The sequence below is a fragment of the Streptomyces sp. NPDC102441 genome, from assembly GCF_044765585.1.
Lineage (GTDB): Bacteria > Actinomycetota > Actinomycetes > Streptomycetales > Streptomycetaceae > Streptomyces.
The window spans coordinates 22726-47786 of record NZ_JBIWKH010000001.1 but is presented as its reverse complement, the minus strand read 5'-3'; the positions used below and the strand labels follow the sequence as shown (position 1 = coordinate 47786).

Genomic DNA, 25061 nt, shown 5'->3' with positions numbered 1-25061 from the left:
ACAGTGCACTGCTGGCGTGGCTTGGAGGACATCCCTGAGGGCTGGGGACGCAGCGTCGTCACCATCGGCTCCTACGACGGGGTGCACCGCGGACACCAGCTGATCATCGGCCGTGCCGTGGAGCGCGCGCGCGAGCTCGGCGTGCCCTCCGTCGTCGTCACCTTCGACCCGCATCCCAGCGAGGTCGTCCGCCCCGGCACGCACCCGCCGCTGCTCGCACCGCACCACAGGCGTGCCGAGCTCATGGCCGGGCTGGGGGTGGACGCGGTGCTGATCCTGCCGTTCACCGCCGAGTTCTCGCAGCTCTCGCCCGAGGACTTCGTCGTGAAGGTGCTCGTCGACAAGCTCCACGCGAAGCTGGTCATCGAGGGCCCCAACTTCCGTTTCGGCCACCGGGCGGCGGGCAACGTCACCTTCCTCGCGGAGCTGGGCCCGACATACGACTTCCAGGTCGAGGTCATCGACCTCTACGTGAGCGGCGACGCGGGCGGCGGCGAGCCGTTCTCCTCCACGCTCACCCGCCGCCTGATCGCCGGGGGCGACGTCGAAGGGGCCGCGGAGATCCTCGGCCGCCCGCACCGCGTCGAGGGCGTCGTCGTGCGCGGAGCCCAGCGGGGCCGCGAGCTCGGCTTCCCCACGGCGAACGTGGAAACCCTTCCGCACACCGCCATCCCCGCCGACGGCGTCTACGCCGGCTGGCTCACGGTGGACGGCGAGGCGATGCCCGCCGCGATCTCCGTGGGCACCAACCCGCAGTTCGACGGCACGGAGCGGACCGTCGAGGCGTACGCCATCGACCGCGTCGGCCTCGACCTGTACGGGCTGCACGTGGCGGTGGACTTCCTGTCGTATGTACGCGGCATGCTGAAGTTCGAGTCGATCGACGACCTCCTCGTGGCGATGGCCGCCGACGTGAAGCGGTCCAGCGAGCTGATCGCGGCGTACGAGCAGGCCTGACGCCTTCCTGTGGTGCGCACGCCGGCACCGGGGCATGGTCGGGGGCAGGAGCCGTCGAGCCGGGAGGACGCCCGCCGTGCGTGAACTGCTGTCGGAACTGCGTGACTGGCACTCCGCCGGTACGCCCTTCGCCCTGGCCACGGTCGTCGCGGTGCGGGGCAGCGCGCCACGGGCCCCCGGCGCCTCGATGGCGGTCACCTCCACGGGAGCGGTGGCGGGCAGTGTCTCCGGGGGGTGCGTGGAGAGCGATGTGTACGAGGTCGCCACCGAGACGCTCACCACCGGCAGGACGGAGCTGCGGACCTACGGCATCAGCGACGACGAGGCCTTCGGCACCGGGCTGACCTGCGGCGGCACCATCGACGTCCTGGTACGGCCCTTCGTCGAGGCGGCCGACCGGGACGGACTGATGGAACTCGCCGGCACCATCGCCGCCGGGGAACCCGTCGCACTCGCCACCGTGGTCTCCGGAGCGGCCCGGCCCGGCGCCCGCAGGATGGTCCTCACCGGCCTTGTCAGCGGTTCGCTCGGCGACGAGGGGCTCGACGCTGCCGTCACCGACGACGCGCGGGGCATGCTGGCCCAGGGAGCCACCGGCAGCATCCGGTACGGCGCGCACGGCGAGCGCCGGATGCAGGACGTCACCGTCTTCGTCCAGACGTACACCCCCGCGCCCCGCATGCTCGTCTTCGGCGCCATCGACCACGCGGCGGCCACCGCGAGGATCGGGTCCTTCCTCGGCTACCGGGTGACGGTGTGCGACGCGCGCTCCGCCTTCGCCACCCGGGAGCGCTTCCCCACGGCCGACGAGGTCATCTGCGCCTGGCCGCACACCTACCTGGAATCGACCCCGGTGGACGCGCGTACCGTCGTCTGCGTCCTGACCCACGACCCTAAGTTCGATGTGCCCCTGCTGGTCGCCGCGCTGCGCACCCCCGCCGCGTACATCGGTGTGATGGGCAGCAGACGCACGCACGCCGACCGGATCGCCCGGCTGCGGGAGGCAGGGGTGGACGAGGCGGAACTGACCCGCCTCGCCTCACCCGTAGGCCTCGACCTCGGAGCCCGTACACCGGAGGAGACGGCCGTCTCCATCGCCGCCGAGATCATCCAGCACCGCTGGGGCGGCACGGGCCGCCCGCTGGGTGAGCTGGCGGGCACGATCCACCACACGTCCTGAGCGCGGGGCAGGCGGGAGTTGGACGACAGGCCCCTAGGAGACGCCGGCCCCCGCCGCCGCCCAGTGGCAGGCGACCTGGGTCCGGTCGCCCCCCTCCAGCACCGGCAGATCCTTCGTGCGGCAAGCGTCCGCGACGCCCGCGCGCTCCGCTTCTCCCGAGGCGAGGATCTGGCACCGGGCATGGAAGCGGCAGCCGGACGGGACCTTCGAGGGGTCCGGCGGTTCACCGGTGAGCAGCACCGGCTCGCCGTCCGCCTCCGGCAGCACGGAGAGCAGCGCCTGGGTGTACGGGTGCTGGGGAGCCGTGAGGATCTGCTCGACGTCACCCGTCTCCACGATCCGGCCGAGATACATCACCGCCACCCGGTCCGCGATGTTCCACGCCAGCCCCAGATCATGCGTCACCACCAGTGCCGACAGGCCCAGTTCGTCACGCAGCCGCAGCAGCAGGGCAAGGATCTCGCCGCGTACCGAGGCGTCCAGCGAGGCCACGGGCTCGTCGGCGACGATCAGCTCCGGCTCCAGGACCAGTGCGCCCGCGATCACCACACGCTGCCGCTGACCGCCCGAAAGCTCATGCGGATACCGCAGGAAGAACCGCTCCGGAGGCCGCAGCCCGGCCCGCGACAGCGCCCCGGACACGGCCTCCCGCTCGTCGCCCGCGTAGCCGTGGATGCGCAGGCCCTCCGCCACCGCGTCGTACACCGTGTGGCGGGGGTTGAGGGATCCACTGGGGTCCTGGAGCACCAGCTGCACCCGCTTGCGGTAGGCCTTGAGCGCCCGGCCCCCGTAGTCCAGGGGCTCGCCACCGAAGGTGACCCGGCCGGCCGTCGGCTCCACGAGGCCCAGCAGGGACCGGGCCAGCGTCGTCTTTCCGCAGCCCGATTCGCCGACCAGGGCGACGATCTCACCGCGGCGGATGTCGAGGTCGACGCCGTCGACCGCCCGTGCGGTCGCCGCCCCGCGCCGGCCGGGGAACGCCACCTTCAGCGCCTGGGCGCTGAGGAGGGAAGCCGGGGGAGTGGTCGTCATGGGGTGCTCCTTGCTTCCTCGGTACCGCCGTGCGGACCGGGCGTCGCGGTGGCTTCCGGCTCGACCAGCACACAGGCCGCCCGCCGGGACGGGCCGGCCGGCCGCAGGTCCTGGTCCTCGGTGGCGCAGGATTCCAGCGCGGCAGGGCAGCGCGGATGGAACGTACAGCCGGAGGGCAGCGCCGACGGGTCCGGGGGATCGCCCGGCAGGCCTCGTGGCGCGTGCCGCGACGAGAGGTCGCCGATGCGCGGGAAGGCAGCCGACAGGGCGCTGCTGTAGGGGTGGCGGGCCTTCTCGTACACCTTCTTGGCGGGGCCCTCCTCGACGACACGGCCCGCGTACATCACCGACAGCCGGTCGCAGGTGTCGGAGAGCACCGCCAGATCGTGGCTGATCATGATCAGCCCGAGGTCCTGGTCGCTGACGAGCTGTTCGATCAGCCGCAGGATCTGCGCCTGGATCATCACGTCGAGCGCCGTGGTGGGTTCGTCGGCGATGATCAGCCGTGGGTCGCAGGCCAGCGCCATCGCGATCATCACGCGCTGGCGCTGACCGCCGGACAGCTCGTGCGGATAGGCGTCCGCGCGCGCGGCCGGAAGCCCCACCTGCTCCAGCAGCTCACGGGCGCGCCTGTGTGCGGCAGCCGGGGTTCCCTTGCCGTGCAGCAGGATCGGCTCGGCGATCTGGTCCCCGACGCGGTGCACCGCGTTCAGTGAGTGCATCGCGCCCTGGAAGACGATCGACGCCCCCGCCCAGCGCACGGCGCGCAGCCGCCCCCACTTCATGGTGAGGATGTCCTCGCCGTCCAGCAGGATCTCGCCGCTCAGGGTCGCGGACGGAGGCAGCAGACGCAGCAGGGCGAGCGCCAGCGTCGACTTCCCGCAGCCGGACTCCCCGGCGATACCCAGCTTCTGGCCCGCCTCGACCCGCAGGTCGACTCCCCGTACGGCGGGGACCGCCGAGGCCCCCGAGCCGTATGTGACATGCAGGTTCCGGACGTCGAGCAGCGGCTGCCCGGTCTCCGGCTTCGGAACGCTCTCGGTCTTCACGGCGGTCAACGGGACACCCCCAGCTTGGGGTTGAGCACGGACTCGATGGTGCGGCCGCAGAGCGTGAACGCGAGGGCGACGACCGCGATGGCGAGTCCGGGCGGAGCGAGGTACCACCAGTTGCCGGAGCTGACCGCTCCGGCCTCACGGGCGTCCTGGAGCAGCCCGCCCCAGGAGACGATCGTGGGATCGCCGAGCCCGAGGAAGGCGAGGGTCGCCTCGGTGAGGATGGCGGTGGAGATCACCAGCGTGGTCTGCGCGAGCACCAGCGGCATCACGTTGGGCAGCACATGACGGGACATGATGTGGCCGTGTCCGCCCCCGAGCGCCTTGGAGCGTTCGATATAGGGGCGGGACTCCACGGACAGCGTCTGCGCACGCACGAGCCGCGCGGTCGTCGGCCAGGTCGTCACTCCGATGGCGAGGACGGTCGTCCAGAGGGACCGCGAGAGCACGGTGGCGAGCGCGATGGCGAGCACTAGCGTCGGCATCACGAGGAACCAGTCGGTGATCCGCATGACGATATTGCCGTACCAGCCCTTGAAGTGACCGGCGGTGATGCCCACCAGGGTCCCGATGGCCACCGAGAGGAACGCGGCGAGCAGTCCGACGGTCAGCGAGACCCGCGTCCCCCACACCAGGAGGGCGAGCAGGCTGCGTCCGAACTGGTCGGTGCCGAGCGGGAACTCGGCGCTCGGCGACTCCAGGGGGCCGCCCGGCGCATTGGTGACGCTCTGCGAGTCCGCGCCGACCAGCAGCGGGGCTGCCAGCGCGGTCAGGGCGATCAGCGCGAGCACGGCGAGGCCGGCCAGGCCGGCGCGGTGGCCGCGGTACTGCCGCCAGAAGCGGGCCGCCGCCTGGCGCCGGCGGGTCCAGGTCAGCGCGCGCGGGCCGATGGGCGGCGCGGCGTCGGTCGTGGTCGTCATCGGCCCACCCGGGGATCGAGGAGCGGATAGATCACATCGGCGAGCGTGTTCATCAGGATCACCGCGGCGGCGAAGATGAAGAACAGCGCCTGCACCAGTGGCAGATCGGGCACGCTCAGCGCCTGGTAGAACAGTCCGCCGAGGCCGGGCCAGGAGAACACCGTCTCCACCAGGATGGCACCGGCCACCGTGTTGCCCAGGTTGACGAAGAGGAGGGTCACCGTCGGCAGCATCGCGTTCGGGACGGCGTGCCGGCGGCGTACGAGATCGTCGCGGAGCCCCTTCGCGCGTGCCGTCGTCAGGTAGTCGCTGCCCATCTCGTCCAGCAGCGACGAGCGCATCACGAGCAGGGTGCGCGCGTACTCGACGGCTACGAGGGTGATGACCGGCAGCACGAGGTGATGGGCCACGTCGAGGACGTAGCCGAAACCGCTCTCGCTGCCGGACTCCATACCCCCCGTCGGGAAGAGACCGGGGATGGGGCCGATGCCGACCGACAGGGTGATGATCAGGAGCAGCCCGAGCCAGAACGAGGGCACCGAGTACAGCGTCAGCGCGAAGGCCGTGTGGAAGCGGTCGCCCGCCGAGCCGTTGCGCCAGGCGGACCTGGCTCCCAGCCAGATGCCGATCGCCGTGTAGATCACGAACGCGGTGCCGGTGAGCAGCAGCGTCGCGGGCAGCGCCTCGGAGATCTTGTCCATGACGGGGGCGCGGAACTGGTACGACGTGCCGAAGTCCCCGGTCAGGGCCTTCCCGCAGTATTCGGTGAACTGCTGCCACATCGGCAGGTCCAGGCCGAATTCCCTGCGCATCGCGGCGATCTGTTCGTTCGACACCTGCCGGCCGCCGGTCATGTGCTTGACCGGGTCGCCGGGGATCAGACGGAACAGGAAGAAGCTGGTGACGAGCACGGCGAACAGCGAGACGGCCGCACCGGCCAGCTTGCCCGCCGCATAGCGGAGGTACGCGGTCGTGCTGCGGGCGCGTGGGCTGCGGGCCGACGGCCCGGCCGGAGCCGGGCCGTCGGTCTGCACAGCGTCCACGCCCGCCGCGCCCTTCAGGAGCGCGGGAGTGCTTTCTGTGCTCATGGACTATTCACGGTCTTCCGCGGTGGAACGACGACGCATGGCGAACAGCAGCCCGCCACCGGCGAGGACGACTACAGCGATCCCGACACCGATGAGGACACCGGTGGAGCTGCCGCTGTCGCCGGACGAGTCGCCCGACGCGCCGGCGGCCGGGACCGCCGACCACCAGCTCCAGTAACCGTCCTGACCGTAGATGTTGCCCGCGTCCGAGGGCATGGTCGTGATGGACTCGATCTGGTCGGTGCGGTAGGCCTCGACGGCATTCGGGTACGCCATGACATTCATGTACCCCGTGTCGTACAGCCGCGACTCCATCTGCTTCACGAGGTCGGCCCGTTTGGCGGGGTCGTATTCGGCCAGCTGCTTCGCGTAGAGCTCGTCGTACTGCTTGTCGCAGATGAAGTTGTCGGTCGCCGCCGTCTGCTTCGCCTTCGCCGGAAGAGCGGCACACGTGTGGATCGACATGACGAAGTCGGGGTCCGGGTTGACGGACCAGCCGTCGAAGGCGAGGTCGTACTCACCGGAGTACCAGGGGTCGGAGACGTTGTCGCGGCAGTCGACCTTCAGGCCGACGCCGAGCTCGCCCCACCACTCCTGGAGGTACTTGCCGACCGCCTTGTCGTTGGGGTCGGTGGCGTGGCACAGGATGCGGAAGTCGAGCGGCTTGCCGTCCTTGCCGGTCCGCTTGCCCGCGCTGTTCTTCTTGTAGCCCGCCTCGTCGAGGAGGGCACCGGCCTTCGCGGGATCGTGGGCGAGCTTCTGCTCGGCCGACGGCTTCCAGAAGTACGAGCCGTAGCGGGGCGGGATGTAGCCCTCGCCCTCTATGGCGTAGCCCTGGAAGACCTTGTCGATGATGGCCGTGCGGTCCACGGCCAGGAACAGCGCCTGGCGGACCTTCTGGTCCTGGAGCGCCGCGTGTCCGTCACCGAACTTCTTGCCGTCCTTGGTCTGCGCGCCGGGGTTGGCGGCCAGCGCGTAGAAACGCCGACCGGGGGCGTCGTTCACCTTGATGTTGTCGGCGGTCTTCAGAGACGCGGCCTGCGCGGGGGTCAGACCCGGACTTCCGGCGACGAAGGAAACTTCACCCTTTCGGAGGGCGGCGACCGCCGCGTCCTGGTCCTTGTAGTACCGGAAGACGATCTCGTCGAACTTGGGCGAGCCCCGCCAGAAGTCCTTGTTGGCCTTCAGCTTCACATAGCTGTCGACCTTGTAGTCCGTCAGGATGAACGGCCCGTTGCCGACGATCGGGAACTTGGTGTCGTTGTTGAACTTCGAGAAGTCGCCGACCTTCTCCCAGACGTGCTTGGGGACGATGGGGACGTCCAGCGCCGTCATCGTGGCCTGAGGCTGCTTCAGCTCTATGACCAGTTTGTCCGGGCTGGGCGCCGTCACCTTCTTGAAGTTGGAGACGAAGCTGCCGTTGGACGTGGCGGCGCCCTCGTCGGTCATCATCTTGTTGAAGGTCCACGCCGCGTCCTCGGCGGTGGCCTTCTCGCCGTCCGACCACTTCGAGTCGTCCCGGATGGTGTACGTCCACGTCAGCTTGTCCGCCGACGGCTCCCACTTCGTGGCGAGGCCCGGGACCGTGTGGTTGTCCTTGGCGTCGTAGTTGGTCAGGAAGTCGTACATCAGCCGGCTGATGCTCGTGGAGACCAGCCGCTGCGCGAGGAACGGGCTCAGGGAGTCGACGCTCTGCGCGACCGCGACCGTGAGGGTCGACTTGCCGTCGGCGGCCTGCGCCTCCTGCGGGGCGGGGCCGAACGGGTTTCCGGGCACGACCGATCCGGCGGCCAGCGCCAGGGCGGCGGCTCCGGAGGCCAGGAGGACACGCAGGCGGCCGCGTGGGCGGTGAGGGCGTGGAGGGAATCTTGTGACCATGGACGTGGACCTCGCGTCATGACTCGCACGGTGAAGGCGGGCAGATCTCTGGTTCGCCAGCTGGTGAAGCGAAGGTTTATCAGCGGCGGTCGAGTCGCGTCAACGGTCCGCCAAACCGCGTGTGGTCTGCGGGAATACGACGAGGGCCCGCACCGTGTGAACGGTGCGGGCCCTCATTGGTTTAGACCTCTACTGCCTTACTGCTGAGGCGCCGACGGCGGCTGCGGGGGGTGCTGCTGCCAGCCGTCGGGCGGAACGGGGCCCTGCAGCTCGGGCTGTCCGGGCTGATGTCCCTGGCCATCGTGGTGCGCGGGCTGCGGAGGCGGTCCGGCCGGGCTGCCGCCGGGCTGCCCCTGGGAGGGCACCGACTGCTGCCATGCGTAGTTCGGCGCACCCTGGCCGGGGGGCGCCGGGTAGGCCTGCTGAGGCGCGGCGGCCTGCTGGGGCGGAGGCTGCTGCCCCCCGTAAGGCTGTTGCCCGCCGTACGGCTGCTGTCCCCCGTACGGCTGCTGGGGCGGATACGGCTGCCCGGGCTGCCCGGGGTAGGGCTGCTGCCCCGGGTACGGCTGACCGGGCTGCGGCTGGGGCGCGTACGGCTGCTGGCCGGGCACCTGCTGACCGGGCGTCTGCTGGCCCGGCATGGGCGGGGCGAACTGCGGCGGCGGGTTGCTGCCGGCCGCCGTCCACAGCCCCTGCTGCTGCTGGGCCCGCTGGAAGTCCTCAGCGACGAGCGCGGAGAGGTTGAAGTAGGCCTCGCGGGTCTTCGGGCGCATCATGTCGAGGTCCACCTCGGCGCCCGCCGACAGATGTTCGTCGAACGGTACGACCACGACGCCGCGGCAGCGGGTCTCGAAGTGCTGCACGATGTCGTCCACCTTGATCATCTTCCCGGTCTCACGGACACCGGAGATGACGGTCAGGGAGCGCTGCACCAGTTCCGCGTAGCCGTGCGCCGACAGCCAGTCCAGGGTGGTGGACGCACTGGAGGCGCCGTCGACCGACGGCGTCGAGATGATGATCAGCTGGTCGGCGAGGTCCAGCACACCGCGCATCGCGCTGTAGAGCAGGCCGGTGCCCGAGTCGGTGAGGATGATCGGGTACTGCTTGCCCAGGACGTCGATCGCCCGGCGGTAGTCCTCGTCGTTGAAGGCCGTGGAGACCGCCGGGTCCACGTCGTTGGCGAGGATCTCCAGACCGGAGGGGGCCTGCGAGGTGAAGCGCCGGATGTCCATGTACGAGTTGAGGTACGGGATCGCCTGGACCAGGTCGCGGATCGTGGCCCCGGTCTCGCGGCGCACGCGTCGGCCGAGCGTGCCGGCGTCCGGGTTGGCGTCGATGGCGAGGATCTTGTCCTGCCGCTCGGTGGCCAGGGTCGAGCCGAGCGCCGTGGTCGTCGTGGTCTTGCCGACGCCGCCCTTGAGGCTGATGACCGCGATCCGGTAGCACGACAGCACCGGCGTACGGATCAGTTCCAGCTTGCGCTGCCGCTCGACCTCCTCCTTCTTCCCGCCCAGCTTGAAGCGGGAGGCGGCGGACGGTGTGCGGCTGCTCTTGGCCTTCTGCTTGCCCCGGACCAGCCGGTCCGACGACAGTTCCACGGCGGCCGTGTATCCGAGCGGGGCGCCCGGCACGGAGCGCTCGCGCTGGTCGTGGGTGACCGGTGTCGGCCAGGCGGCCCCGGTGCGCGGGTCGACGGGCGGAGTCTGGGGCGCGGGCGCCTGGGGCTGGTAAGCCACGGGCTGCTGCTGCTGCTGCTGCTGCTGGGCAGGCAGGTTCGGCGTGCCCTGGGCCGGCGGCTGAGGTGCCTGCGGGGGGAGAGGGGCACCCTGCGCGGGGAACTGCGGCTGCTGGCCGGCCTGGGGAGCCGGGAACCCGTAACCGCCCTGCGGCTGCGCGCCCGGGGGAAGTTGGGGCGCGCCCTGGGCGGGGAACTGCTGCTGCGGTGCCTGGGGGAATCCGTAACCGCCCTGCTGCGGCGCCTGCGGAAAGCCGTAACCACCCTGCGGCGCGGGGGCTTTGGGCTGGACTGGCGGCTGGGGCGCCGGCGGTGCCGGCTGCGGGGCCGATGCCTGAGGGAATCCGTAGCCGCCCGCCGCGTCGGCCGCCGGAGCGGGCGCGGACTGCTGCGCGGGCCACTGCGGTGCGGGCTGAGGCGCGCTCGGCTGCGGCGCGGCCGGCTGAAAGGCGGGCGGCAGGGGAGGGAGCGCACCCTGCGGGGGCGGCGCCGGTGACCACGGAGCCGGTGCGTTCGAAGGCACGGCGCCCTGAGGCGGTGCGTCGGCGGGCGGTGCGTCGGCGGGCGGCGCACCGTCGGACGGTGTGCCCCCCGGCGGTGTACCTGCCGGAGGTGTGTCCTGGGGCGCCGCGTCCGGCACGGAGTCCGAGGGCTCGTCGGTCTCCTCGTCGTCCGTCTCCGCCCGGCCGCCGGCGTCCCCTACGGGAGCCTGCGCCACGTCCGCCCCCGGGGTGCCGGTCTCACCGGCGTCTTCTTCGGAGTCCTCGGACGCTCCGGGCGCTCCGGACGTCTCGGGTTCCTCGTCGGATGCTGCGGAGTCCTGCTCCTTCACGGGGCCGTCCGGGGCCGAACCGCCGGCATCGGACGGGGCGGAGCCAGGCGCGGATCCGGCGGAACCGGAGCCCGTGGGCTCGGCCTCCGCACCGGCCTTGGCCGCCTCGCGCTCGGCGATCTCCTGCTTCAGCGCGGCAGGTGAGAACCGCATGGTGGCGCCGCTCTCCACATCGCCGCCACCGAAGGGGTCCGGCGCGGCGGCAGGCTCCTCGGAACCCGCTGCGGGGGAAGCCGACGCCGTCTTCGGGGGCGCGGGCTCGTAGGAGGACGCCTGCACCGGTGCCCGGGGAGCGGGCTCGTAGGAAGGCGAGGGCGGCTCGGACGAGGCGGGCGACGCCGCCTCGGACGGTGCGGCCGGAACCGGCGGCCAGCCGTATCCGCCGGAAGCCTGCGGCCCCGGCACGGGCAACGGCGCGCCCTGCGGCGGCGGGGGCGGCGCCAGGTGCGACCCCGTACCGCCCGAGGGGTCACCCGGCGCGTTCTGCGTGTACCAGGCGGGCGGGGTGTAGTCGATGGTGAACTCACCCGTCATCTCGGCGGGATCCGCGTCGGACGACTCGTCGACGGGCGTGTTCCATCCCCCGTTGATCTCGTCCCGATCGCCGTTCACTTTGCCTCCTGGTGTGGTCGAGCACCCTTGTGCCGTGGTGGGTGGGGGCGACCGTTCCCGTTTTGTCCGGTCCGCCCGGCTCTCCCCCTTGCGACGCGCAGTGCCTGCCCGCAGGTTCCTCTGCCGTGCCCCCACCCACCCTAATCGCCATGGGGCGCACTACGGCAGGCCGTATCGCTCGCGACAACTGTCCAGTAGGTCACGCGCGGCTCCCGCACGGAGCGAGCGCGGCAGAACATGAAGGAACGGGCCAATTGTCGCGCACCGGGATATGGCCGGACACGGCGGGAGGGCGGCAGTCACGGACAGCCGCCCCCGCACCGTGCGGTTGCCTACTTGAGGTCGAACTCCCCGTCCCGGGCGCCCAGCACGAACGCGCGCCACTCGGCCTCCGTGTAGCGCAGTACGGTCTCCGGATCCAGCGACGAGCGCATGGCGACCGCACCTCCCGGGAGGTGCGCGATCTCGACGCGTTCCTCCACATTCTCCGTACCGGGTGCGCTCAGCCACTCCACATCCGAGATGTCGAGAGCGTAGAGCTCGTCCTTTTCCTGCTGGGTGCCCATGCGCACGTCCCTTCGGTCGAACTGTGTCGTTCCCCCGCCATGATCCTGAAAATCGGCCGGTCCGGGGAGCGAACGGGACAGGATTCAGTCCATCCTGCGAGCGGTGCCCAGCAGTCCGGTCTCCACGTCCGTCGCACTGGTCATCACCCAGTGGTGCTCACGGCCCGCAACCCACAGCGTGACACCGTCCGCGAGGGTGGGCAGCGCCTCGCTCTCGGCCCGTGCCAGACCCAGGATCCGGCCGATCTGCTCCGCCTCCGTCGGCGACACCCGCTGCACACCCACGAGCGTCGCCGCCCGCATCAACCGGGGTGCCACGGGGCTCAGATAGGGCAGCAGTGTCAGCACCGACTGCCACGGCGAGGACACCACCCGGCCGCGCGGCGGGCGCATACCGCAGTCGCGTACGACCACCACGGGGCTGCCGACCGTCGCGCCGGTCGGCGGAACCCGGCCCACGTCATGGAGCGAGATGCACTCGAGACCGGCGCCGGCAGCCTGCGCCAGCGTGGTCCACGCCTGGGTACGGCCCGTCTCGACCGCGACCCGCGCCCCGGTACCGGCCGCGCGCAGCGCCAGAACCTGCGCCGTCCACAGACCGCCGATCAGCAGCACGTCGTACGGTGCCGGCCGGTGGAACCCGATCATCTGCGGGCGTCCTTCGGCGTCGTCGCCGATGATCACGCCGTCGTCCCCCACCGGCAGCGACAGTGCGCCCAGATGGTCCGCCGCCAGGGTGTGGCCGGCATGGCGGGGACCGAGGAGCCCCCGCCTCGGAGCGATGTGCTTCGTCACCGCGCGCCTCCCAGCGGGAGCGTGGCCAGGACACCCGGCAGCTGTTCGCGGTCCAGCCGTACGAGACCGACCTCCGCGTGCCGGGCGGCTTGCTCCAATATCCTTCGTACTCCGACCAGTTCGGTGTCGGAGCCGCCGGTGATCCGCACATGGCCACGCACGGACATGTGCCCCTGGTGTGCACCACGGCGCACCGTCAGGCTGAACGTCGTCGCGTATGCGGGCACCGAGGTCAGCAGCGCGACGAGCCGCGGGAGCGGAGTCGCCCCCCGGCCCAGCTCGGGCCAGCGGTCCACCGCGTAGGTCGTGTGCCAGCGGTCGTCGCAGCGCCAGACGCGCGTGGTCTCCGTCGTCCGCCGCTGCGGCGCGGCATCCGGACGCCCGGCGCGCGCCGACAGGATGGGGTTCGCACACGCGGACGTGGCGACGGCGGAGTTCAGCTCGTCCTGGTCCAGCACCGATGCACGGAACCCCGCGCCGGTGATCCGGCTCGCCACATGGTCCGCGACCCGCACCAGGCAGCGCTGCGCTCCTCCGATCCCGCCACCACGGGCCTCGACGGCCTCCCGGCACAGCTCCGGATCCAGCTTCACCGCCACCCAGGTCATCCGCAGCGCGGGCGCCCCGGTCCGGTCCTGAAGGGGGGCGTACGAGAGCCTGGCCACCGACCGCTCCGGCAGATGCGGCGCCGGAGCGGGCCGTACCTGCTGCACGAGCTGCGCCGACTCCAGCACGATGTCGTCCACGGCGAGCGCGTCACCCAGGAGGGACAGCGGAAGCGACCGGGCGCCCATGGCCTGGCGGAGCGACTCACCGCTCGCCTCCACCCGCACGACCGCCGTCAGGAACGTGCCGTCCCCGATCATGCCCACCGTGCGGCGGGAACCGTCCACATAGATGTAGGGAGCGAACCCCGGAACGTTCTCCGTCACAGGAGCCAACTGCGGCTCCGTCTCGGCGGGGGACGCCACGGCGGTCCGCCTGCGGCGGCGGAGGGACGACACGGTCGACAGCCAGTCCTGCACTGCCCTGCCCCGGCGGCGTACCACCGCGAGAAGGATCAGCAGAGCGGCGATCACGCCGGCGGGAATCATCCAGGCGCCGCCGAGCGCGGCACCCACCACGGCGACTGCCAGGGCCGCCTCGACCAGCACCATCTGCCGCAGCGCGGGTCCGACGCGGCCGGTCCTGGAGATCGAATGGAGGGTGGTCGCAGCAGGGGTGCCCGCCGACTGACGGGGAGCCGGTCCGTCCGGCCCGTTGCTGCGTTGCCGCCGGGAAGGGCCGGGCGTTTGCCGGGTGGACCGTCTGGTGCGTTCGCCCGTCGCTGCAGCCATCGCCGCGTTGCCCCCTCGTGTCCGTATTCACCGTTTTTTTCACGGGCGTTGATCGGGCGATCACCCTACCTGAGGGGTGAGAGCCAAGTGCCAACAGGCATAGTAGGGGTCCCGGTCGGCGGCAGCGGTCCACGGCGGGTGTGGGAACCTGGTCGCCCACAGGGGAGAAGGGGCAGCGCGCACATGGCATCACGGCGGGACGAACTCAATGCCTACACCTTCGCGAAGCGGAGGTTGGTCGCACAGTTCCTGCAGCCCCACCCGTCCGGCTCGGAAGAGGGGGCGCCGCGTCCTCTTCGCGCGGTGGTGCCCGGAGCGATCGTCGGCGTGGTCGTCCTGGCGGTGTTCGGAGCCTGGGGGATGTTCAAGCCGGTGGCGCCCCAGAAGTGGGACACCCCGTACGAGAACGTCATCATCGCCAGCAAATCCACCACCCGCTACGTGGTGTTGGTGACAGACGGCAAGAAGCAGCTCCACCCCGTCCTGAACATGTCCAGCGCCAAGCTCCTCCTCGCCCCGGACAAGGGCACCGTCGTCAACGTCGACGAATCGGTCCTCGACGGCGGCAAGATCCCGCACGGGGCGACCATCGGCATCCCGTACGCCCCGGACCGTCTGCCCGACGCGAAGGAAGCCGGCTCCACCAAGCGGTGGGCCGTCTGCGAGCGGCCCGGTGAAGGCGGCAGGGCCATCCAGAAGGCGGCGTTCGTCTTCGCCGAGCGCGAGCAGCAGAAGACCGAGGGCACAGGCAAGCTGCGGGGCGGCGAGGTGACGTACGTCGAGGGCCCGGGACCCGACAAGACCCGCTACATCGTGGACGCCACGGGCACGGCGTACCCGGTGGAGAAGGACGAGCTGCTGCTGCGCGCCCTGTTCGACCGGAACGCCCCCCAGCGGGTGTCCGCCGACTGGCTCGCCACGCTGCACAAGGGCGACGCGGTGAACTTCCCCACCATCGAGGGATCGCCCGGTGACGCAGCGGGTGTCCCCGGGGTGCTTCAGGACGAGGACAACAGGGTGGGCATGGTCCTCGCGGCGACCGCCGGCACCAGGACCCAGCAGTACGTCGTCCTGCCGGGCCGGGTCGCCCCGGTGTCGGACTTCGTTGCCAAGCTCCTGCTCAACAGTCGCGCCCTGGTCGGCCTCGACCAGGACGGCAAGACGAAGCACGTCAGCGCCGGAGCGTTCAAGCCCGGTGCGGCCTTCGGGCAGAAGTGGAACTGGCCCACGAGCGAGTCGAAGGCCGTCAACTCGGCGAGCACGGCGAGCGGAAGCCGTAACACCGTCTGCAACGTCCTGCGCGGAGTCTCCGACAAGGGCGGTGCCAGCACGCTCAGCACCTGGGCGGGCACAAGCTTCCCCGCGACGCTCCCCACCGGCTCCAGCAGCGCCTACGTCACCCCCGGATCCGGGCAGCTCTTCCGGCAGTTCAAGGGGGCCAGCCCCGAATCCGGTCCTCTCTTCCTGGTGACCGACACCGGGCTGCGCTATGCGATGCAGTCCAACGGCGACAGCGTGGAGGACGACTCCGGAATCGGTGAGTCCGGCACGAAGGAGGAGAGGGAGCAGAGCCAGCAGGAGGCGCAGCAGGCGCAGAACCATCTCGGGTACAAGGACGTCGAGCCCGCGCCCGTTCCTGCCGTCTGGTCCGCCTTCCTGCCGACGGGACCCCGCCTCTCGACCGGCGCAGCCCGCCAGCCGCAGGGTTCGTGAGGAGCGACCAGGTGACCACGCACCCCTCGTACCGGCGGCGCCTCCTGACAGCCGCAGCCGCCACCGCCGTCGTCCTCGTCACGCTGCCTGTGCTCCCCGCAGCCGCGGAGGACTCCACCCAGTGCACCTTCCCCTCGAAGAAGTACGCGGGGCGTCCCTGGGCACTGCAACGCGTGCTGATGGACGAACTGTGGGAGCAGTCCACCGGCAAGGGCGTACGGGTGGCGGTCATCGACACCGGCGTCGACGTCAAGAACCCGCAGCTCACGAAGGCCGTGGATGCCGGGAGCGGGCGTAACTACCTGCCGAAGAACCTCAAGGACGACAACGGCACCAAGATCGAACGTGGCAACGAGAAGGGCACCACCGACGTCGTCGGCCACGGCACCAAGGTCGCCGGCATCATCGCCGCCCGAGAGGTGAAGGGCACCGGCTTCACCGGCCTCGCTCCGGACGCGACGATCATCCCGATCCAGCAGAACGACGCCGAGGGACACGGCACGGCGGAGACGCTGGCAGAGTCCATCCGCTACGCCGCCAACGAGGCGAACGCGGACATCATCAACATCTCCCAGGACACGGCCAACGCCGTGAAGCCCGCCCCTGTCCTGCAGCAGGAGGTGAACGCCGCTCTGGCCAAGGACATCGTGGTCGTCGCCTCGGCGGGCAACGACGGGCTGGGCGGAAACGTCAAGGAGACCTACCCGGCCTCCTTCGACGGTGTCCTGGCCGTCGCCTCCTCGGACCGCAACAACGAACGAGCAGCCTTCTCCCAGTCCGGCGAATTCGTGGGCGTCGCAGCACCTGGCGTAGACATGATCTCCACCGTTCCCGGCGGGGGACACTGCTCCGACAACGGCACCAGCTTCTCGGCCCCGTACGTCGCTGGGGTCGCGGCCCTGGTCAAGGCCAAGCACAAGGACTGGACACAGGAGCAAATCGTCGCCCAGATCGAGCAGACTGCGGAACGCTCGATCGCGGGCCACGACCACCTGGTCGGCTGGGGCGTCGTCGACCCCGTGCGCGCCCTGACCGAGGACGACAAGCCCCTTGAGGAGCCGGTGGCACACGAGGGCGTGAGCAAGGGCGAGGCACCGGTCCCGGCCGCCCTCCAACTGGGCGAGACCGCCGACGAACGCAACGCGCGACTGGCGACCTATGTCGTGGTGGGCGGGGGCGTCCTGGTGGCCGCCATCGCGGGCGCGGCAGTGGCCGTACGCGACAGGCGAAGGCGGCTGGGGCGACCGGGCGGTGCGTGAGGGCCGGCGGCAGGTGGCGTCCGGGAAGTTACGTGACGGACAAGACGGTTGGCCCTGTCAGTGCCATTGGCTACAGTGATGCTATGGGGTCAGTGCTGTTCACGCGCGTGCGATAGCAACGCGAAACGGCCTGAGCAAACGGGGAAACGGGGAAGGGCAGCAACGTGGCCAAAGGAAAGGGAGATCTCCGGCGCGGGGTAGGCGCATTGGAGCAGTTCCAGAAGCGAGTGAACGCGTTGCTGGCAGACCTCGAGGGTTCGCCGGCCGGCAAGTCGAAGGTCGCGGCACAGACGGTGTCGCGTAACGCCCTGAGCGGCGGCAATACAAACTTCGCGGAAGCGGACGGGCTCTACACCCAGTACAACCGCGTCCACGATTCTCTCGTCACGCTCTCGAAGTCGCTGGGCGACCAGATCGAATACCTGAGCCTGGGCGTGCACGCGGCGGCGGTCGGCTTCGACAACGTGGACGACGACACGCGGCGGCGGTTCTACGCGATCGAGACGCGTCTGAACGCGGAGCACGACAAGGCGCGGGCGGACAAGCCTGGCAAGCCTGAGAACGCTGACAAGCAGAGCGACGCGGGGTGGGCAGCCGAATGAGTGAACCGAACAAGCCGGAACTGACCCCCGCAGAACAGCAGCAGCAGGACACGGAACGGGTCCAGGGGCAGTTGATCGTCACGGACGTCCAACGCCAGATGCAGGGCATGATGGAGGCGTTCGGCTTCGGGAGCCCCGGCCCCTCGGGGCGGACGTCCTTCGAGGGCCATGACCTCAACGCGATGATCGACCTGATCGAGAACTCCAACCCGGAGCATCTCGAGGAGGCCGGCAAGGCGCTGCTGAAGGCGCGGACCGCGATCAGTGACGCAGCAAAAGAGCTGGGCGACTTCATCGCGGAGGTGGACTGGGAGGGTGAGTCCGGAATCGCCTTCCAGGGCTGGGGTAAGGGCTTGGTCGCTCATGCCGAGAAGCTGGGCGACTTCGCGCAGGCGGCCGGCACGCAGATCACGGTCGCGGGCACGGGCCTCGCCTCGGTGCGGAATTCCCTTCCGCCCAGGGACAGCCGCTTCATCCGCAAGTCCCCGGACGATATCGAGAGCCCGGCGCGGGTCGAGACGAACCCGGAGTACGCGGCGGCGCTGAAGGTCGAGAAGGACCGCCAGGAGGCCATCAACCAGGCGAACCGGCTGGCCTCGTACTACGCGGTCGCGGGGGAGACGCTGGCGGGGCAGGAGCCGCCGCGGTTCGACAAGAAGCTTGATGTGGCGATGCCTCGGCCGGGTGGATACATCAATCCCACGACCGGCTCGGAAAGCTCATCAGCGGGTCCCGGAGCGGCGGGAAACGGCGTGTCACAGGAGGCCGCGAGCCATGCTTCCGCAAGCAGAGCGGAATCTAGTGGCACCGGCGGCCAAGCAGCGATCGAGCCTCGTGTAACACCGCCCGTCCTGGACAAGGGTGTTTCGACAGAGATCAATAGCGTCTACACCGCGCCGCCGCCGGTGACCTCTCCAAACACACCTTCTCCCGTACCGACTACCGGTCCGGCCGTGTTTGGGGGAGGACCGAACCTTCCCATGGGGCCTGGCTTTGTGAACCCCGCCACGAGTAGTTCGCGGGGGCCTCAGGGCACTACAGGTGCGCCCAGAGCTGTTGGCCAGCCAGGGGCCGGTGGTACCCGAGCAGGTAGCGGTCCAGCGGCAAACGGTCGCACTGCGCCTCCGGTGGGGCGTCCATCGCCCATGAGCGGGGGCTCGGCCTCCGGCGGACGCGGAGGCGGCGGGCCACAGTCCCCCGCTGCTGGCCGGTCCGGCGTCACCGGCGGTAGGCCCACAGCAACAAGCCGCACAGGTACGCCCGGAGCCACCGGCCCGCGTGCCGGCCGAGGCGGCATCGTCGGCGGGAACCCTCAGCGTGCCGCTCCCGGCGCGGGGGCACCCGGGAGCACTCGTGGTGTCCCGCGCGGCACGGTTATCGGAGCCGGAGGAACGTCCAAGACAGGTGGCCCTGTCGGCGGCGTCGGCCAGCGGGGTGTAGTCGGAGCCACCGGAACGGGCAACACATCGCGTCCCGGTGGGCGAGGCACCCCCAGCACTAAGGGAGTTGTTGGCACGCCTCGTGGAGGCGCTGCAGGGCCAGGCGCGGGCGCGAAAGGCTTCACCGCCGGAGGCGCAGGGCTCGTGCGCGGCCCGGCGGGTCGGAAGGATTCCCGCGACGAGGACCAGGACGACGGCACGCCGCGCCCGGACTACCTGACGGAAGACAGAGAGACATGGGAGGCGGGCCGGCGTGGAACCGCACCGCCGGTGATCGAGTAGGTACAGGGAAGGTTCGGAAGTCAGGATGACAGCAGGAATGAGCCAGACCCGGAAGCGCGGTATGCCTCTCGGATTGAGAGGGCGCCTGCTCGGCACGTTGACTGTGGCCGCCGCCTGGAGTGTGGGATTCGCGGGGGCCGCTCCCTCTGCCTTTGCCGCAGATGTGCAGTCGAAGCAGTGGTACCTCAGCGCGATGCAGGCCGAGGAGATGTGGAAGACAGCCACGGGTGAAGGCGTCAAGGTTGCTGTCATCGACTCTGGCGTTAACTCGTCGTCACCCTCTTTGAAGGGGCAGGTCCTCGAAGGCTTTGATGCTACGGGAGCCGATGGCGATGAGCATGACGATTATCGCGGGCATGGCACGACCATGGCTGAGCTAATTGCTGGAACTGGCGCAGGCGGTGGTCTGCAAGGTCTTGCCCCCGACGTCAAGATCATCCCCTTGCGGATCACTGATACGGAGTTCCAGAACCAACACTCGGTTAATGCGCATGACACCGAGGACGCTATCCATGCAGCTGCTGACAGTGACGCGAAGATCATTAGCATGTCCTTCGCTAGCGATTTCCCGACTGATGGTGAGCGTGGGGCCGTCGAGTATGCGCAGAGTAAAGGGAAGCTATTTTTCGCTGGTGTGGGAAATAATGCCAAAGAAAATAACAAGGAGCAGTACCCCGCTGCATACCCGCAGGTAGTGGGTGTGTCCTCTGCTGATCGTGAAGGCAAAGTGGCCGAGTACTCGCAAAGCGGCAACATTGTGGATATTGCGGCTCCGGGTAACGATATCCCTCGCTGGTGTGATTCGACCTTCCAGAGCTATTGCGATGGAGATGGTGGCACCAGCGCAGCCACCGCGATCGCCTCTGCCTCGGCAGCCCTGCTATGGTCCGCGCACCCCGACTGGACTGCGAACCAAGTCCTCAACGTACTTTTTGACACTGCCAGCCGGGACTGGGACAAGGGCACGCTCAGCAAGTACCTCGGCCACGGCCTGATTCGCCCTTCTATGAACATCCTGAAGGGTAAGGGGGCGCCTGGCGACCCGGACATCAGCCCTCTCACCAACGAGAAGACGTCCGGCTCCACAGGCTCACCCGCCGCATCCGCATCAGCTTCGTCACAGCCTGAGAAGAAGGAGAAGGCTGAGGACGCCGCTATGGCAGGCTCCAGCACGGAGAAGGATGACGACAGTCAACTCGGCCTGATCCTCGGCGGAGTGGCAGTAGTGCTCGTGCTCGGCGGAGGCGCCTTCGCGCTGGTTCGCAAGCGCCGTACCGCCTGACCGACCGTAGTTCCTCGTATGTACCCCCGGCGGGAACGCCGGACCGAACAAGAGCACCAGAAAGGAAGCCAGAACTATGGCAGATCAGAAGCTTTCAGATGACGCGCTCCTCAAGCTCGAGGGTGAGCTCGGCAGGCGATTCGAGTCGGTGAGGGGCCAGCTGAAGACGCTGAACGCGACGATCGACAGTCTGGAAGGTGCCTGGAAGGGCATCGGGGCCAACGCCTTCAACGCCAAGCAGAATGACATCAACCTGCGGATGAACGGCATCGCCGTCCGCCTGACCAACTTCCAGGAATCCATCAAGGCGGCCAGGACCATCTCGGGCAACAACGAAGACGAGATCAGGCAGGCTCTCCAGGGCGTGGACGTCGTCCCCGGCCACTCGGGCGGCCAGGAGGCCAAGACCTCCGCTCTCAACTCTCTCTGAGCCTCGCTCTGCCCGTACGCCGTGCGGGCAATCACACCGAACTAGATTGAACTGGAGGACCGTATGCCGACCGACGACGGCACGATGGTTGTCACCTACGCGAGCCTGGAGCAGGCAGCCGGGGACATCGACCGGCAGAGCAAGCAGCTTCAGGAAGACCTTGCGGCGATCAAGCGGATGATCGCCAACGTCTCCGAGCTCTGGCAGGGTGAGGCCAAGTCTGCATACGACACGGCGCAGGCCGGCTGGGACAGCGAAGCCACGGGGATCCACACCGCCCTTTCCGAGATCTCTCGCAAGGTGCGCGACGCAGGTGCTGCTTACCACGCTGGCGACAAGCGGGCGCGGGCCAACTTCGAGTAGAAGTCGGCAGAGAACAAACAGATCAGGGTGGGCACGCACGGGAGGTGCCCACCCTGACGTGCGTCGTGAGACCGTCCTGACTGCCGGCTCTGCTGATGGTCGAAGTAGGTACAGGGAAGGTTCGGAAGCCGGGATGACAGCAGGAATGAGCCAGACCCGGAGGCGCCGCATGTCTCTCGGAATGCGAGGACGCCTGCTCGGCACGATGGTTGTGACCGCTGTGCTGAGTGTGGGCCTCGCGGGGACCGCTCCCACCGCGGTCGCCGCAGACGCGCAGTCGAAGCAGTGGTAAGGGCACACTCAGCAACTACATCGGGCACGGCATCATTCGCCCGGCCGTCAACATCCTCAGGGGCACGGGAACTCCCGGCGCCCCGGACATCAGCCCTCTCACCAACGAGAAGACGTCCGGCTCCACAGCCTCACCCGCCCCGTCCGCCTCACCTTCGGCCAAGCCTGAGAAGACAGCGAAGGCTGACGACGCCGTCGCGGCAGGCGCCAGCTCGGACAAGGGCGACGACAACCAACTGGTCTTCATCCTCGGCGGAGTAGCAGCGGTACTCGTGCTCGGCGCCACCGCTCTAGCCCTCGCCCGCCAGCGCCGCAGAACCTGAACACCTCGCGGCGGCCGTTGGCCTCCGTCACGGAAGCCGGGCGAGCGCGGCCTCGGAGGGACTCCCGGGCAACGCCTGGTAGACGATGACGACTTGCTCCTCGGCGCCGCCCACAGTGAGCGCCTGCCGGCGCAGGGACAGCTCCCCGACGACCGGATGCGCGAACCGTTTGAGCTCGTCGCGCGAGGGCCGCGCCTCGTGCCGCGCCCACAGGCGGCGGAAGTCCTCGTTCGCCTCCAGCTCGGCGACGAGCGCCATGGTCCTGGGATCGCGTGGGTCTGCCTCGGCACGCAGAGCCGCTGCGGTCTGTGCAGCGATCTCTGCCCAGTCCGTGAGCAGTTGACGGACCTCGAGGGCGAGGAACATGTCCCGGGCCAGGTTGTGCCCGGGTTCATACATCGGGGCGAGTGCGCGTGCGCGCTTGTTCGCGGCCAGCACGTCGAAGCGCCGGTTGCGTACGTACGCGGGGCTGTCCACCCAGGCGTCGAGCAACTGGTGCACGTCCCGGGTGACCTCGGTCTCCGAAGGCCGTACAGGGTCCGGGGCGGCGAGCGCCAGGACGTACGCCGTGGCGTCGGCGTCCAGTTCCAGCGCCCGCGCGAGCGCCCGCAGGACCTGTGGTGACGGGTGTCGGTCGATGCCCTGTTCCAGCCTGGTCAGGTACGGCTCGCTGATACCGGCCAGCCGGGCCAGCTCCTCCCGGCGCAGCCCCGCGACCCGGCGTCGGCCAGAGGTGGGCAGGTCCGCGTGCGAGGGCGGAACCTGCCCCCGCCGGGCCTTCAGGAACTTCCCCAGGACGTTGTCGGTCGCCATAGCCGGGAGGGTAACCGTAACCCTCCCGGGGTGCTGGCTGCGGACCGGCGGAGGGCGCAGGGTCGAGGCATGAAGAAGACCTGGTTCATCACCGGCGCGTCCCGCGGCTTCGGCAGGATCTGGGCCGAAGCCGCCCTCGCCCGCGGCGACCGCGTCGCCGCCACGGCCCGCCGCCCCGAGTCCCTGCGCCCCCTCGTCGACGCCTACGGGGACAGCGTCCTGGCGCTCCGTCTCGACGTCACCGACCGGGCCGCTGTCACCGCCGCCGTGCAGTGCGCGGCCGACACCTTCGGCCACCTCGACGTGGTCGTCAACAACGCGGGCTACGGTCTGTTCGGCATGGTCGAGGAGACCACCGAGGAACAGGCCCGCGCCCAGATCGACACCAATCTGTTCGGTCCACTGTGGGTGACGCAGGCCGCGCTGCCGCTCCTGCGTGCCCGGGGGAGTGGGCACATCGTGCAGGTGTCCAGCATCGGCGGTCTCGCCGCCTTCCCCACCCTCGGGCTGTACAACGCGTCCAAGTGGGCACTGGAGGGAATGAGCGAGGCGCTCGCCCAGGAAGTCGGTCCGCTCGGCATCCACGTCACGATCGTCGAACCCGGCCCCTACGGCACCGACTGGTCCGGCGCATCAGCGGTGCACACAGAGCCCATCGCCGCCTACGAACCCATCCGCGAGGCCCGCCGGGCCGGCGCCACCGCCCGCGCACCTCAGGATCCGCAGTCGACCGCCGACGTCATCCTCGAACTGGTCGACACCGACGAGCCGCCTCTGCGGCTCTTCCTCGGTGAATATCCCTATCCCGTGGTCGAGGCCGCCTACCGACAGCGACTCGACACCTGGAATGCCTGGCGGCCTCTCGCCAGTCGGGCTTGAGAGGCGTTACGGCGAATCAAGCGGGCAACGGCAGTTCGCGCCGAAGACGCACCAGCGCGAAGCCCCACACCGGCTGGGTGACTCGGACGCAACCGAAGGTCCACAGGGCCCGCGCTGATACAGAATCCGTTGTATTGGTCGACCCTGTGGACTGGGTGGGTAACTGCCCGTGACCGCAGGCGGCGTCAGCGTTGTACCAGGCAGCACGGTCGGGTCCAGCACTGAGCGGGCACGGGCACGGAAAGGTGGACGGTGGCTATGCGGGCGGACAACGGGGCCGGGGACGCGGCCAACAACGAGCCGGAGTTGTCGGACAGCCTCAAGACATTCGGGGCGGTACTGAAGGCGCTACGGGACGAGGCCCACCTCACCCAGGAGCAGTTCGCGCCGCTGGTCCAGTACTCGGCGGCGTACATCGCCAAGATTGAGCAGGGGAAGAGGTTCCCGCCGAGGGACCTGCTGGACCGCTCGGAGGGGGTGTTGGGAGCGACGGCTGCGCGGGTGCTCGCGGCGGCGGCGAGGAGCCTCACGCGGAAGGTGGGGCTGGCGTCGTGGTTCCGGCAGTGGGCGGGGATCGAGGAGGAGGCGATCACCCTGTACGCGTACGAGTGCCGGGCGATCCCAGGGTTGTTGCAGCCGGAGGCGTACATCCGGGCGATCTTCGAACGACGGTTGCCACCCCTGTCCGGTGAGCAGATCGAGGATCAGGTGACCGCCCGGCTGGAACGACAGCAACTCCTGACCGACAGGCCGAACACTGCATTCAGCTTCATCATCGAACAGGCGCTGCTGGAAAGGCACATGGGCGGACCCGATGTCATCCGCGAACTTTTGGAGCATCTGCTTGAACAGAGCATGCGGCGAAACGTCGAGATCCAGGTGATGCCCCTGCGCCAGTACGACCACGCTGGTATCGATGGCCTGATGTACCTGGCCGAGACCCAGCAGCACGAGTGGGTGGGCTACTCCGAGGGTCAGCAGTCCAGCATTCTCATCACGTCACCGAAAGACGTGAGCGCCATGCTCCAGCGCTATGGCAAGCTGCGCTCGCAGGCCCTCGGCCGCGAAGCCACCGTAAGCCTGCTGGAGCAGATGCGAGGAGCACTATGAGTACTACAGAGCCGGCCTGGTTCAAGAGCAGCTACAGCGGCAGCTCCGGCGACAACTGCGTCGAAGTGGCGGCACACCACGCGACCGTCCTCGTCCGGGACTCGAAGTGCACGCAGAAGCGTCCACTGAGCGTGTCCCTGGGTGCCTGGTCGGCATTCACCACGCTTGCAGCTGGCTCATCGGTCTGAACGAGTCTGGTGGGGCAGCCCCTTGACCTGCTCCCCGCCACCGCCCACGGTGGTGCCTGCCGAGGAAGCCCCCCAACCCATCCGGTACGGCCGACAGCCT

General features: G+C 69.6%; 23 protein-coding genes. 13 read left to right on the top strand and 10 right to left on the bottom strand.

Annotated features, from left to right (window positions below; all coding sequences use genetic code 11):
- Positions 1–3: 3 nt before the first annotated feature.
- Both ACIREO_RS00205 and ACIREO_RS00200 read left to right on the top strand, forming a co-directional pair.
- Entirely contained in the window at positions 4–957 is a 954-nt protein-coding gene (locus ACIREO_RS00205; protein WP_404102833.1) for a bifunctional riboflavin kinase/FAD synthetase, read from the top strand.
- A gap of 76 nt (positions 958–1033) precedes the next feature.
- On the top strand, positions 1034–2137 hold the full coding sequence (locus tag ACIREO_RS00200; protein ID WP_404102831.1) for an XdhC family protein: 1104 nt from the start codon (positions 1034–1036) through the stop codon (positions 2135–2137).
- Positions 2138–2170: 33 nt separating this feature from the next.
- Here ACIREO_RS00200 and ACIREO_RS00195 read toward each other — a convergent pair whose 3' ends face one another.
- From ACIREO_RS00195 to eccE, 9 genes are all read right to left on the bottom strand, one after another.
- Positions 2171–3169 carry an oligopeptide/dipeptide ABC transporter ATP-binding protein gene (locus ACIREO_RS00195; RefSeq protein WP_404102828.1) on the bottom strand — a complete coding sequence of 333 codons (999 nt, stop codon included), beginning with the start codon at positions 3167–3169 and terminating at the stop codon, positions 2171–2173.
- Complete coding sequence (locus tag ACIREO_RS00190; protein WP_404102825.1) at positions 3166–4227, bottom strand: ABC transporter ATP-binding protein; 1062 nt, start codon at positions 4225–4227, stop codon at positions 3166–3168. Before ACIREO_RS00190 ends, ACIREO_RS00195 begins: the two co-directional genes overlap by 4 nt.
- Positions 4224–5144 carry an ABC transporter permease gene (locus tag ACIREO_RS00185; RefSeq protein ID WP_404102823.1) on the bottom strand — a complete coding sequence of 307 codons (921 nt, stop codon included), beginning with the start codon at positions 5142–5144 and terminating at the stop codon, positions 4224–4226. Before ACIREO_RS00185 ends, ACIREO_RS00190 begins: the two co-directional genes overlap by 4 nt.
- Positions 5141–6232: an ABC transporter permease gene (locus ACIREO_RS00180; RefSeq protein ID WP_404102821.1), complete on the bottom strand. Its 1092-nt coding sequence runs from the start codon at positions 6230–6232 to the stop codon at positions 5141–5143. Before ACIREO_RS00180 ends, ACIREO_RS00185 begins: the two co-directional genes overlap by 4 nt.
- A 3-nt stretch (positions 6233–6235) precedes the next feature.
- On the bottom strand, positions 6236–8110 hold the full coding sequence (locus tag ACIREO_RS00175) for an ABC transporter substrate-binding protein (protein WP_404102819.1): 1875 nt from the start codon (positions 8108–8110) through the stop codon (positions 6236–6238).
- Between the two features lie 197 nt (positions 8111–8307).
- On the bottom strand, positions 8308–11289 hold the full coding sequence (locus ACIREO_RS00170) for an SCO5717 family growth-regulating ATPase (RefSeq protein ID WP_404102816.1): 2982 nt from the start codon (positions 11287–11289) through the stop codon (positions 8308–8310).
- Positions 11290–11621: 332 nt separating this feature from the next.
- Entirely contained in the window at positions 11622–11855 is a 234-nt protein-coding gene (locus ACIREO_RS00165; RefSeq protein ID WP_124274972.1) for a DUF397 domain-containing protein, read from the bottom strand.
- 84 nt (positions 11856–11939) lie between these two features.
- Entirely contained in the window at positions 11940–12650 is a 711-nt protein-coding gene (locus tag ACIREO_RS00160) for a hypothetical protein (protein ID WP_404102814.1), read from the bottom strand.
- Positions 12647–13987, bottom strand: coding sequence for a type VII secretion protein EccE (gene eccE / locus ACIREO_RS00155; RefSeq protein ID WP_404102811.1), 1341 nt, complete (start codon positions 13985–13987; stop codon positions 12647–12649). Before eccE ends, ACIREO_RS00160 begins: the two co-directional genes overlap by 4 nt.
- Positions 13988–14170: 183 nt before the next feature.
- Between eccE and eccB the strand changes: the two genes are divergently transcribed.
- The 8 genes from eccB to ACIREO_RS00115 all read left to right on the top strand — a co-directional run bounded on the left by eccB (position 14171) and on the right by ACIREO_RS00115 (position 21971).
- Positions 14171–15700, top strand: a complete 1530-nt coding sequence (gene eccB / locus ACIREO_RS00150; RefSeq protein WP_404102808.1) for a type VII secretion protein EccB — start codon at positions 14171–14173, stop codon at positions 15698–15700.
- Between the two features lie 11 nt (positions 15701–15711).
- Positions 15712–16959 (top strand): type VII secretion-associated serine protease mycosin, encoded by a 1248-nt coding sequence (gene mycP, locus ACIREO_RS00145; RefSeq protein WP_404102805.1) that lies wholly within the window; start codon positions 15712–15714, stop codon positions 16957–16959.
- A gap of 164 nt (positions 16960–17123) precedes the next feature.
- Positions 17124–17561 carry a hypothetical protein gene (locus ACIREO_RS00140; RefSeq protein WP_404102802.1) on the top strand — a complete coding sequence of 146 codons (438 nt, stop codon included), beginning with the start codon at positions 17124–17126 and terminating at the stop codon, positions 17559–17561.
- Positions 17558–19282, top strand: a complete 1725-nt coding sequence (locus ACIREO_RS00135; protein ID WP_404102799.1) for a hypothetical protein — start codon at positions 17558–17560, stop codon at positions 19280–19282. Before ACIREO_RS00140 ends, ACIREO_RS00135 begins: the two co-directional genes overlap by 4 nt.
- Before the next feature lie 25 nt (positions 19283–19307).
- Positions 19308–20564, top strand: coding sequence for a S8 family serine peptidase (locus ACIREO_RS00130; protein WP_404102796.1), 1257 nt, complete (start codon positions 19308–19310; stop codon positions 20562–20564).
- Positions 20565–20640: 76 nt separating this feature from the next.
- Entirely contained in the window at positions 20641–20994 is a 354-nt protein-coding gene (locus tag ACIREO_RS00125; protein ID WP_404102794.1) for a WXG100 family type VII secretion target, read from the top strand.
- Between the two features lie 63 nt (positions 20995–21057).
- Positions 21058–21357: a WXG100 family type VII secretion target gene (locus ACIREO_RS00120; protein ID WP_404102792.1), complete on the top strand. Its 300-nt coding sequence runs from the start codon at positions 21058–21060 to the stop codon at positions 21355–21357.
- A 227-nt stretch (positions 21358–21584) separates the two neighbouring features.
- Positions 21585–21971 carry a hypothetical protein gene (locus ACIREO_RS00115; RefSeq protein WP_404102789.1) on the top strand — a complete coding sequence of 129 codons (387 nt, stop codon included), beginning with the start codon at positions 21585–21587 and terminating at the stop codon, positions 21969–21971.
- Between the two features lie 27 nt (positions 21972–21998).
- Here ACIREO_RS00115 and ACIREO_RS00110 read toward each other — a convergent pair whose 3' ends face one another.
- Positions 21999–22784, bottom strand: coding sequence for a helix-turn-helix domain-containing protein (locus tag ACIREO_RS00110; RefSeq protein ID WP_404102787.1), 786 nt, complete (start codon positions 22782–22784; stop codon positions 21999–22001).
- Between the two features lie 69 nt (positions 22785–22853).
- Between ACIREO_RS00110 and ACIREO_RS00105 the strand changes: the two genes are divergently transcribed.
- The 3 genes from ACIREO_RS00105 to ACIREO_RS00095 all read left to right on the top strand — a co-directional run bounded on the left by ACIREO_RS00105 (position 22854) and on the right by ACIREO_RS00095 (position 24961).
- Positions 22854–23663 (top strand): SDR family oxidoreductase, encoded by an 810-nt coding sequence (locus tag ACIREO_RS00105; RefSeq protein WP_404102784.1) that lies wholly within the window; start codon positions 22854–22856, stop codon positions 23661–23663.
- 258 nt (positions 23664–23921) lie between these two features.
- Positions 23922–24773, top strand: coding sequence for a helix-turn-helix domain-containing protein (locus ACIREO_RS00100; protein ID WP_404102782.1), 852 nt, complete (start codon positions 23922–23924; stop codon positions 24771–24773).
- Positions 24770–24961, top strand: a complete 192-nt coding sequence (locus ACIREO_RS00095) for a DUF397 domain-containing protein (RefSeq protein ID WP_404102779.1) — start codon at positions 24770–24772, stop codon at positions 24959–24961. Before ACIREO_RS00100 ends, ACIREO_RS00095 begins: the two co-directional genes overlap by 4 nt.
- Positions 24962–25061: the final 100 nt, after the last annotated feature.